A 10,348-nucleotide genomic window follows, 5' to 3' on the forward strand; every position below is an offset into this window, starting at 1 on the left:
GTAGTACTCAATTTAGCTTTACTTTAGCTATTGGCACACATAGTCGGACTGTTCCGTCCAGTCTCATAGAAGCCCTTATTGCTATGAGTATTTTTGTAGCTGCAGTTCATGCCAACTTGCCAATCTTCGCGTGAAAGCAGATCTGTGTGGTCAACTTTTCGGACAGATCAATGGGCTGGAGTTCTCCGAAACGCTCCGCGAACTTGACTAGGGAACTCGCCGATCAGGAGTTGCGGACTTCACTGGCGCGACGGTCCGTGCAGGCCGCACTGGCAGGGCTGAATCCCACCTATGTGTACTTCACTGGCGCGACGTGGCATGCCCCCTCTCATGAGGAGGAGCCTCGGTTGGATCGTCCATCGATCTCACACCATGATTGGGCATGCAATTCATGTTCTCCTGCAATGCGGCGCAGTGGAATGGGATAAAGGGTGTGACAGGCAGCGGGCTGCTGGCCCGTCAGATGGTTTGGGCGTCAGCCGGTGGACGCCGAGGGCCAGGCCGAACCTGACCTCTCGCGAGTGGCATCCTAGTGGCACTCCGTCACGCCTGCCTCGTTCGCAGCCCTAGTCGACAAACCATCGGCTACCAAACGCCGAAAGAACTTGAGAACAAATACCAGCAACACCACGCCCAGGAAAAACTGGGCGGGTGAGAATAAAGTCTCTACACGACCAATTATGGTTCAGTACGCAGATCGGGCCCGGACAAAGATGTTCGACGCCCCAGCACGATCATGGTGCAGGGCTGCAACGCCGTGGTCCCGCTTATCCCAGCAAGTCCGCAAGCCCGTGGATGAGCCAAGGATTCCACCATGTCCAGTCGTGTCCGCCCGTAATTGAACGCAGAGAAATGTCCGCGTCGAGCGGCACCAGATCCGCGAGTAATTGCACCGAGGCGGCATGGATGTCCGCCTCGTAGATGCCAGCCTGCAGCCGCAGCACCACACGGTCCGCCACCTGGGCCAGCGGTTCGGCAAGGTCATAGCGCCACAGGGACGGCGACTGCGCCAGCGCCACCCCCACCAGCTCCGGGTACCGGGCCACCTGCCACAGCGATGCCAGCCCGCCATAGCTGGCCCCCGAAACAATAGTTCCGGCAGCATCCGCGCGCACCGCAAGGGTGCGGCGCAGCAGCGGCAGTAGGTCAGCCGCCACGAAATCCACGGTACCCACGGGCCCGCTGAGTTCCTCGGACCGGGTGGCGCCGTCGTAGGAATCCACCATGGCCACGTGCAGGGGAGGCACGACGCCGTCCCGCACCGCCGCATCTAGGGTCGCCTTGAGGTTGAGGTACTTCGCCCACACCTGCCCGTCATGCAGGATGAGTAGGGGCGTTGGCTCCGCCACACTTCCGGGCGGCGAGTACACCCATACGGTGCGCAGGCGCCCGTTGCACGAATCCACAAGCTGCAGTTCTGTCAGCCCCTCCGAAGCGGCATGGCCCGAGCCGCCAGCCAGCACGCCGCCCATGACGGGCGTGGTGGCATCCGGATCTACCGAGGCCCGTGCAAGCCACGGTGCCGCAGGGGCTCCTGGCAGTCGCGCCACCGACATTGCACCTCCGTTCATGCCTGCCCCCAGCACCGGGTTGAGGGGATCGGGGCCGCCCGCGTCGGCAGCCATGCGGATGCCCCGGCGCATTGTGGCGGCCTGCCACGGTGCCTGCCCAGGGCCGCGGTGGACGGTGATCCGGTATCCACATTCCCAGTCCGCGGGCATGAGGTAGCTCAGCGCCCATAATCCGGATGGCCCGATCTGTTCAAATTCGCTGGCTGCCGTGTTGCGGTGGTCCACCAGGGCATTGGCCGACAGAATCACGGCGGTGGCATCCGGGTCCACGTGCAGGAAGGTCACGGCCCGGCGGCCAACGCGCCCGTCCGGCGAGGGCTCCACCAGAGGGAGACCGCCGCCGGCATCGGAGCCGGAAAGGAGCCGCCTTAGGAACGCCTCCTGCCGCTCGGCACCCCATGCGTTCCAGCGGGCAGCGAAGTGCCCGCGAAGCACCGGAATCTCCGGGGCTTCACTAGCGACCGGGTCCTTCGGTGCCGGAAACGCCTCGGTCCGTGTGCCCTGCAGCCCGCTCACGCCGGCACCTGCAGTGTGTCGGCAGCGGCCGCTGGTGACACGCCGTCGGGCTCCAGCGGAACCACCAGCGGTCCGCCCGTGGCCGGGTCGGTGATGACAACTGACTCAATGCCGTACACCTCCCGCATGATTTCCGGGGTGGCGATCCGAGATGGCGGGCCCTCGGCGACGATGCGGCCGTCCTTCATGGCGATCACGTGGTCGGCGAAGCGGAAAGCGAGCGAAAGGTCGTGCAGCACGGTGACCAGAGTGTAATTCCCCGTGAGGTGAAGCCGCCGGCACAGGCGCAGCACCTCCAGCTGGTGGGCGATGTCCAGGAAGGTGGTGGGCTCATCCAGCAGCAGCACCGGAGTATCTTGGGCCAGCGCCAAGGCCAGCCACACGCGCTGTCGCTGCCCGCCGGAGAGTTCACCCACGGCACGGTCCGCCAACTCCGTGACCCCTGTGGCGGCCATGGCCTCAGCTACCTTGGCTTTGTCCGTCTCCGAGAACTGCCGCAGCACACCCTGGTGTGGGAAGCGGCCGCGTGCCACGAGGTCTGAGACGGTGATGCCGTCCGGTGCGGTGGACTGCTGCGGTAGCAGTGCCAGGCGCCGCGCCACATCGCGGGTGCGGTAACTATGGATGTTCCGCCCGTCCAGATCCACCTGGCCCGCCGTGGGCTTGAGCAGCCGGGACAGGGCCCGCAGCAGCGTGGACTTGCCGCAGGCATTGGGACCAATAATGGCGGTAAAAGAGCCCGGCGGAATGACAACGTCCAGCCCCTCGGAGATGCGGCGACCGTCGTAACCCAGGTCCAGGGCGTGACCGGACAGCACGTCGCTGCCCTCAAGGTGCGAGCTTGTAGTTTTCATCGAGTTCCTTCTTATGTTGTGCATCAGATGCTCCGGCTGCGCGTGACTAGCCACAGCAGGTAACAGCCGCCAACCAGGCCTGTCATGAGCCCAATGGGCACGTGGACGGTCATCGGCAGCCTTTGGGTCAGGAGGTCGCAGGCCACCATGAGGGCGGCACCCATGAGAGCGCCCGTGCCCAGAGGAACCTGAACCGACCGGGTCAGCCTGGCTGCGAGTTGTGGTGCCGCCAAGGCAACAAAGGCGATGGGGCCCACTGCGGCCGTGGCCACTGCTGTCAGGCCGACGGCGGCCGCCATGGAGGTCAGCCGGCTCGCCTCGACCCGGACGCCAAGGGCGCGGGCCACGTCGTCGCCCATTTCCAAAAGTCCCAAGCTCCGGCCCTGCACCAGAAGCACCGGAAGCAGTAGCACCACAGCAGCCGCAACGGGCACGGCGTGCTCCCAAGTCCTTGCCGCCAGGGAGCCGGAGAGCCACATTTGCGCCTGGAGCGCCAAGTCTTCATTGCCCTTCAGGAGCAGCAGCGTGTTGACGGCCCCGAGCATGGCGCCGATGCCGATCCCCACCAAGATCAGCCGGTAGCCGCCGCTGACGCCGCCCCGCACTGAGAGGGCGTACACCACGGCGGCGGCAAGCAGCCCGCCGGCAATGGCTGCCAGTGCCGTGGCGGCCGGCCCGGCATTGAACAAGATGATCTGGGCTACGGCGCCGGTTGCCGCGCCGGTGGTGAAGCCAATGATGTCCGGGGAGCCCAGGGCGTTGCGGGAGATGGACTGGAAGGTGGCGCCGGCAGCTCCTAGGCACAGTCCGACGCCGATGGCCGTCACCGTGCGCGGCAGGCGGATCCGGTGAATCACCATGCCGGCTTGCGGGTTGTCAGAGAGGCCAAAAACGGCTGCCATGACCTCGCGGAAGGAAAAGCTGATGGTGCCAGTCTGCATGGCCAACACACCCAGTAAAGCGGTGGTCGCGAGCAAAACGATTCCTACCACAACGGTGCGGGGTGCTGCGGGGATGCGTAAGGCGTTCACAGCTGCACCAACTTCCTGCGGCGGGCCAGAGCAATGAACACTGGTGCGCCGATAACAGCACTCATGACCCCGGCCCCGATCTCACCGGGGTAGGCCACCACACGCGCCAGGATGTCTGCGGCCAACAGCAACAGCGCACCCAGCAGCATGGAAAACGGCAGGAGCCGGCTGTGGTTTGGGCCCACCACAAAGCGGGCCATGTGCGGGGCCGCCAGGCCCAGAAAGCCAATGGGTCCGGCCGCTGCCGTTGCCGCACCCGCCAGGAGCAATATGGCCCCGGTGCCCAGCAGCCAGGTGGTGCGCATCTTGATACCCAGCGCGTTGCCCAGGTCGTTGCCCAGTGACAGCGAGTCTAGGCTCCGTGCGGTGGACAGGCCCAGCACCATGGCCACGGCGCAGGCACCGAGCACCCATGGCAGCACATCGTAGCCGCGACCCTGGAGGGATCCGCTGGCCCAGCTGACAAAGTTCCGCAGTCGCTGGGCATCGCCGGCAAGGATGATGATCGCCGTCACCGAGCCAAGCATGACGCTGAGCCCGGCCCCGGCCAGGACCAGCCGGACCGGATTGTTGCCGGCGTCGTGCGCCCGGCCCAGCGCGTAGACCAACAGGGAGGCTGCGGCGGCACCGGCAAAGCCGAACCACATGTACTGAGCCGGCCCCGTTACACCCAGAAAAGCGAGCCCGGCGGCTACCGCCGCGGCGGCCCCGGCATTGATGCCCAGGATGCCCGGCTCGGCCAGGGGGTTGCGCGTCAGTGCCTGCATGAGGGCGCCGGCCAGCGCCAGTGCCGCACCGACTGCAATGGCCAGGAACGTGCGGGGGAGCCGAAGCTCAACCACCAGTAGGTGGGTGCTTTGGGTCGGGTCAAAGTGTGTGAGTGCTTGCCAGGTTTCTGCCGGGGAAATGGCGCGGCTGCCGATCGACAGGCTGGCCAGGGCCAGGGTCACCAGGAGTGCCAGGCCGCCAATCCAGCCGGTTCTTATCCGGGAATGCTTGCGCGGGGACTGGAACATCTCTAGGCACCGCCGTTGCTACGGGGGGTCATTGCTGGAACTCGATTCCTTGTGCTGAACCGGCCCAGGTGAGGGTGCCGGCGATGTGGCATAGGTAAGCCTAAGCTAATAAGTCTGCATGGATATGCATGAACTTGGAATGTTGCTCAAGGCTGAGGCGGGCCGAAAATGTGGGATGTTTCACATTTTCGATGCATTGCGAGCCAGGCGCCCCCGGAGCCGTCCTTCCGGCTCGGGTTGATCCGCGGTGGCCGATTGGCGGGGAATTGAGCCAAAAATCCCGCCCTTGCAGGACTTCCGGCGACTTCGGGCCCCGCCCTTGATGGGTCGGCTTCCTCGGCAGAGGCCATTTCGCCTACCGCTAGCTTGACGGGCTTGTCAAGTGGCAGAAATCCTCATAACGAAACAAAAATGTGACGTAAATAAGTTAGGTAAGGCTATGCTCACTTCTGATCAAGTGTTCGGATGAGCCGGACCTAACAATGGCGAGAGGGAGTCCATCACCGTGATGAAGCCAAAGACACTGCTCGTGACAGGGGCTGCCGGAGGAATTGGCAGGGCCTGCGCCCTGAAACTGGACCGGGACAGCCCTGCACAGGACGTCTTGGTGCTGGCAGACCGCGATGGCCCAGGCCTGGCGCGGCTGGCGGCGCAAATACCGGGCCGCGAGGTGCTTACCGTCCCCACGGATGTCAGTGACCCGGATTCCGTTGCATCCCTGTTCAATGCCGTTGCGGCCCGCCCGGAGCCTTTGGCCGCGCTTGTCCACGCCGCAGGGATCCTCAGCGTGGGCTCCGCACCTGACGTTGACTTCCAGACATGGCGCCAGACGCTGGCAGTCAATGCCGATGGTGTTTTCTTGGTGACAACCGCAGCCGCCCGAATGATGCTGGAACGGCCAGTGAACAACCGCTCCATGGTGTTGCTTGGCTCCAATGCGGCCGGCGTCCCACGCTCCACCATGCCGGTGTATGCGGCGTCCAAGGCGGCGGCGGCGGCATTCATGAGGTCACTTGGGCTGGACCTGGCACCACGCGGGATCCGCTGCAACACCGTGTGCCCGGGATCCACCAACACCGGCATGCAGCAGGCATTTTGGGGCGCTGATGCCCAGGCCGGGCGGCAATCGGTGTTGGACGGCGATGCCCGTGCATTTCGGGTCGGCGTCCCCCTGGGCCGCATTGCCGAGCCCGAGGACATTGCCGACGCCGTGACTTTCCTGCTCTCGGAACAGGCTCGGCATATCACCATGCAGGACCTGTATGTGGATGGCGGCGCAACGCTGCGCGCCTGAACCAGACCCCTTTTCGATTCGACTTTCACTGAAAGGCACACCATGACCGCTCAACTGGCGCCCGCGCCGATCCCAACCGCAGCCTGGCTGCGTGACCCTCTTGCCGAGTACCGGCAAGGCGACTTCCTCATGTCCGGAACTGCCGGCAGCGTCCTGGGGCGCGGCACGGAAACCCTGCGCATGGATGCGAGCAACAGCCGCGACGTCCTTGCCGCACATTTTGGTGCCGCATCGCAGCGCCCGGCCATCGCCGGAGTCCTGCCGTTCCAGCCCGGCAAGAGCGGCGAGTTCCTCGTCATGGACACCACCCTGCGCGGGCCCCGCCTGGCACGCCCCGCCTCTAAAGCCGGGGCGGTGCAGGGCACTTCCGCGCTGGGCACTGCAATCCGGGGCCAGCGCGGTGGAACCCCCATGGCCCCGCAGGCCGCGGACGGCCACTACACGGACGCCGTGGCCGCGGCCCTGAAGAAGTTCTCGCCCAGCGGCCTGCAAAAGGTGGTGCTGGCCCGTTCCCGCAGCGCGGCCCTGCCGGCCCCGCTGGACATCACCGCGTTGCTGGCACGGTTGTTGGGACAGAACCCTTCGGCGTATGTGTTTGCCGCCCCGCTGCCCGGCAACAAGACGCTGGTGGGCGCAAGCCCCGAACTGTTGATTCGCCGAAGCGGCACCCTCGCCCTGAGCAACCCGTTGGCCGGCTCGGTGCCCCGCTGCGCCGACCCCGTGCAGGACGCGGCCAATGCCCAGACCCTGCTGCGCTCCGTCAAGGACCTGCACGAGCATGCCATCGTGGTCGATATGGTGGCCGGGGTCATGGGCGGGCTGTGCCACGACCTGGTGGTGCCGCCCCGCCCGGAGCTGGTGCGGACGGACTCCATGTGGCACCTTTCCACCAAGCTGCAGGGCAGGCTCAGAGACCCGGAGACCACGTCCCTGGACCTGGCCTTTGCCCTCCACCCCACACCGGCCGTATGTGGTTGGCCCACCCAAATGGCCTGCGAGCTGATCGAGGAGCTGGAGGAAAGCGCACGCGGCTTCTACGCCGGTGCAGTGGGCTGGACAGATGCGGCGGGCGACGGCGAATGGGCCGTGAGTATCCGCTGCGCTGAAGTCTCCAACGACGGCGTACGGGTGCATGCAGGTGCCGGGATTGTCCCCGGCAGTGACCCACAGCTGGAGCTGGCCGAGACCGAGGCCAAGTTCCGCACCATCCTGGCCGGGCTGGGGGTGGCTCCGTGATGGCGACAACGGGAACCGAGCTTTGGCCACGGGAGTTGGTCGAGCAATACCGCGAGCGCGGCTACTGGACCGGCGAGCGCCTTGACGCCGTTGCCGCACGCCATGCCCGCACGAATCCGGACCGGATCGCCCTGGTCGATGAGCAGGAACGGATTGGATATGGGGAACTGGAACGGCGCATAGCCGCGCTGGCCTCCGGGTTCGCCGCCTCGGGCATCCGCCCGGGTGAACGAGTACTGCTGCAGCTGCCCAATAGGGTTTCCTTCATTGTTGCAGCCATGGCACTCATGCGTGCCGGGGCAGTCCCGGTCTACCTGCTGCCAGCCCACCGCCTCAGCGAGTTGGCCGCCATTGCCGTCCAGGCTGCCCCTGTTGCGTACATTGGCCCGGCGGTACATGCCGGCTTCGACTACCGGCACCAGGCCGCCGCCTTGTCCCAGGGGATCCCGGGCGGGCTGCAGCTGATCATCGATGGCCCGCCGGGTGAGGGGCAGGTGGCGTTGGAGGCCGTGGCGCGCAACGGTGTTGCCCTGGCGCAGCCCACAGTACCTGTGAACACCACGGAGTTGGCGTTCCTACAGCTCTCCGGCGGAACCACCGGAACCCCTAAACTCATTCCCCGCAGTCATGACGAGTACTTGTACTCGGTTCGGCGCAGCGTAGAGGTTTGCGGCTTCACGGCCAGCACGGTCCTGCTGCTGGCGCTCCCCGCGGCCCACAACTTCCCCATGAGCTCCCCAGGATTCCTCGGCGCACTTCTGGCCGGCGGCAGGGTGGTCCTGGCCGGCAACGGCTCGCCGGATCTGGCCTTCCCCCTGATTGAGCTCGAGCAGGTCACGTGTGTTCCGTTGGTGCCGCCGCTAGCCCTGGCCTGGACCCGTGCCGCCCGCAACTCCTCGCCGGATCTCAGCAGCCTGGAAACCATCCAGGTGGGTGGGGCGAAATTCCTACCGGGTGCCGCCGTCGAACTTCAAAAGGTCCTGGGCGTGCGCCTGCAACAGGTCTTTGGCATGGCCGAGGGGCTTGTTTGCTACACGCGTCCCGAGGACGACGCCTTCACGGTGGCGCAAACTCAGGGGCGACCCATGAGCGAAGCCGACGAGGTCTTGATAGTTGACGACGACGGCCAGCCGGTGGCCCCAGGGGACATCGGCCACTTGCTAACGCGCGGCCCGTACACCATCCGCGGATACTACAAGGCGGCTGAGCACAACAAGACGGCATTCACCGCTGATGGCCACTACCGTACTGGGGACATTGCCCGGGCGCTTCCCGGCGGGCACCTGGTGGTGGAGGGCCGCAGCAAGGATCAGATCAACCGGGGCGGGGAAAAGATTTCCGCCGAGGAGATCGAGGACCACCTGCTGGCACACCCGCAGGTCCACGACGCCGCCCTCGTTGCGGTGCCCGACAAGTTCCTCGGTGAGATTTCCTGTGCCGTGATCGTTCCCGACGGAGTGGCCCCCAGCCGGGCGGAGATCATCACCTTTGTGCGCGGCCGCGGTGTCGCGGCGCACAAAATACCTGACCGGGTCCACATTGTGCCGGACTTCCCCCTGACGGGTGTTGGCAAGAACAGTCGGGCGGAACTGCGCCGAGCTCTCGCCGCCCAACTCAACGCCACAGCCTGAGCCACAGCAAAACCACTTAACAAAAACACGTAAAGGATTCCCCATGCGCAACGATCTTCCCCAGACCATCTCCTATCAGCTTCCGGCCACGGCCGATCTGCCGCGGCGCTGCGTTCCTTGGACGCCGGACCCTTCCCGGTCGGCACTTCTGGTGCATGACATGCAGCAGCACTTCCTGCGTCCCTATGGCGCAGAGCAAGAACCGGGCCGGTCCCTGCTGGGCAACATAGGCCGGTTGCTCACGCAGGCCCGTGAACTGAACATCCCCGTTTTCTACACGGCACAGCCCCCACACCAGCAGGCCGCGGACCGTGCCCTGCTGACCGACTTCTGGGGACCCGGCATCGGCGCCAATGAGGAAGGTGCCCGCATTGTTGACGAACTGACACCCAAGCCGCAGGACACTGTGCTGACCAAGTGGCGCTACTCCGCCTTCCAACGGTCAAATCTGGCCGAAACCCTGCACGCGGCAGGCCGTGATCAGCTCATCATCACCGGCGTCTACGCCCACATTGGCTGCCAGGTCTCTGCTGCGGACGCGTTCATGCATGACATCCAGCCATTCATGGTGGCCGACGCCGTGGCCGACTTCACCGCCGCCCACCACGCCCAGGCTCTGGAATGGGTGGCCGGGCGTTGCGGGGTGGTCACGGGTACAGCGGAACTGGTTGCTGCCTGGGCGGGTGCCACGGATACGTCCATGCCCGTGAGCGAGCTGGTCCGCAGCCGCGTGGCCGAGCTCATTTACATGGATGCGGCAGACATTGGCGATCACGACGACCTGCTGGAACTGGGGCTGGACTCCATCCGCATCATGGACTTGGTGGAGACCCTGCGCGGGGATGGCTTGGAGGTCTCCTTTGAAACACTGGCGTCCGCGGCAACTGTGCAGGAGTGGACCACCGCTCTGGAAGGCCAGGCACCGGCACCGGCATTGCAGGGGGCCGGGGCATGAGTGCGGCAGGCAACCCCTTTGACAACGACCAGGGCGTCTTCCTGGTCCTTGCGAACGCCGAGGGCCAGCACAGCCTGTGGCCGGAGTTTGTCCCCGTACCCCTGGGTTGGCACATCATTCACGGGCCCGACTCCCACGCAGCCTGTAACGACTACATCGAGCGCCGTTGGACTGACTTGAGGCCGCTGAGCCTGCTCGGCCAGATCCGCGCCACTGTGTCCCGCTAGCCCCCACCGACAGGAAA

The 10,348-nt window shown here is 65.6% G+C and carries 9 protein-coding genes; 5 read left to right on the forward strand and 4 right to left on the reverse strand.

Going from position 1 to position 10,348, the window contains the following annotated elements; genetic code table 11:
* Positions 1-767 precede the first annotated feature (767 nt).
* From CXQ93_RS15655 to CXQ93_RS15670, 4 genes are read right to left on the reverse strand one after another with little or no spacing between them, the layout of a single operon-like run.
* Positions 768-2,087, reverse strand: a complete 1,320-nt coding sequence (locus CXQ93_RS15655) for an enterochelin esterase domain-containing protein (protein ID WP_104111359.1) — start codon at positions 2,085-2,087, stop codon at positions 768-770.
* Entirely contained in the window at positions 2,084-2,941 is an 858-nt protein-coding gene (locus tag CXQ93_RS15660) for an ABC transporter ATP-binding protein (RefSeq protein WP_258069057.1), read from the reverse strand. Before CXQ93_RS15660 ends, CXQ93_RS15655 begins: the two co-directional genes overlap by 4 nt.
* A 23-nt stretch (positions 2,942-2,964) precedes the next feature.
* On the reverse strand, positions 2,965-3,972 hold the full coding sequence (locus CXQ93_RS15665; protein WP_258069058.1) for an iron chelate uptake ABC transporter family permease subunit: 1,008 nt from the start codon (positions 3,970-3,972) through the stop codon (positions 2,965-2,967).
* Positions 3,969-4,988: an iron ABC transporter permease gene (locus CXQ93_RS15670; protein ID WP_104111361.1), complete on the reverse strand. Its 1,020-nt coding sequence runs from the start codon at positions 4,986-4,988 to the stop codon at positions 3,969-3,971. The genes CXQ93_RS15665 and CXQ93_RS15670 overlap by 4 nt, the downstream gene beginning before the upstream one ends.
* Before the next feature lie 508 nt (positions 4,989-5,496).
* Between CXQ93_RS15670 and CXQ93_RS15675 the strand changes: the two genes are divergently transcribed.
* Genes CXQ93_RS15675 through CXQ93_RS15695 form a run of 5 tightly spaced genes read left to right on the forward strand, consistent with a single transcriptional unit; the run spans position 5,497 to position 10,331 of the window.
* Positions 5,497-6,282, forward strand: a complete 786-nt coding sequence (locus CXQ93_RS15675; protein WP_104111362.1) for an SDR family oxidoreductase — start codon at positions 5,497-5,499, stop codon at positions 6,280-6,282.
* A 42-nt stretch (positions 6,283-6,324) separates the two neighbouring features.
* A complete protein-coding gene (locus CXQ93_RS15680) occupies positions 6,325-7,518 on the forward strand; it encodes an isochorismate synthase MenF (protein ID WP_104111363.1) in 1,194 nt (397 codons plus the stop codon).
* On the forward strand, positions 7,518-9,149 hold the full coding sequence (locus CXQ93_RS15685) for a (2,3-dihydroxybenzoyl)adenylate synthase (protein ID WP_104111364.1): 1,632 nt from the start codon (positions 7,518-7,520) through the stop codon (positions 9,147-9,149). The genes CXQ93_RS15680 and CXQ93_RS15685 overlap by 1 nt, the downstream gene beginning before the upstream one ends.
* Before the next feature lie 43 nt (positions 9,150-9,192).
* Complete coding sequence (locus CXQ93_RS15690; protein ID WP_104111365.1) at positions 9,193-10,104, forward strand: isochorismatase family protein; 912 nt, start codon at positions 9,193-9,195, stop codon at positions 10,102-10,104.
* The gene (locus tag CXQ93_RS15695) at positions 10,101-10,331 is read left to right on the forward strand and encodes an MbtH family NRPS accessory protein (RefSeq protein ID WP_104111366.1); all 231 of its coding nucleotides are present in this window, start codon (positions 10,101-10,103) and stop codon (positions 10,329-10,331) included. Before CXQ93_RS15690 ends, CXQ93_RS15695 begins: the two co-directional genes overlap by 4 nt.
* Positions 10,332-10,348: the final 17 nt, after the last annotated feature.

Origin of the sequence: Arthrobacter sp. N199823, from assembly GCF_002929705.1 — a bacterium.
GTDB lineage: Bacteria > Actinomycetota > Actinomycetes > Actinomycetales > Micrococcaceae > Specibacter.

Excerpts from the sequence above, each read along its gene's own strand:
- CXQ93_RS15695 (WP_104111366.1), top strand. The coding sequence starts at position 10,101 with ATGAGTGCGGCAGGCAACCCCTTTGACAACGACCAGGGCGTCTTCCTG.
- CXQ93_RS15670 (WP_104111361.1), bottom strand. The coding sequence starts at position 4,988 with ATGTTCCAGTCCCCGCGCAAGCATTCCCGGATAAGAACCGGCTGGATT.
- CXQ93_RS15685 (WP_104111364.1), top strand. The coding sequence starts at position 7,518 with ATGGCGACAACGGGAACCGAGCTTTGGCCACGGGAGTTGGTCGAGCAA.
- CXQ93_RS15680 (WP_104111363.1), top strand. The coding sequence starts at position 6,325 with ATGACCGCTCAACTGGCGCCCGCGCCGATCCCAACCGCAGCCTGGCTG.
- CXQ93_RS15690 (WP_104111365.1), top strand. The coding sequence starts at position 9,193 with ATGCGCAACGATCTTCCCCAGACCATCTCCTATCAGCTTCCGGCCACG.
- CXQ93_RS15660 (WP_258069057.1), bottom strand. The coding sequence starts at position 2,941 with ATGAAAACTACAAGCTCGCACCTTGAGGGCAGCGACGTGCTGTCCGGT.
- CXQ93_RS15675 (WP_104111362.1), top strand. The coding sequence starts at position 5,497 with ATGAAGCCAAAGACACTGCTCGTGACAGGGGCTGCCGGAGGAATTGGC.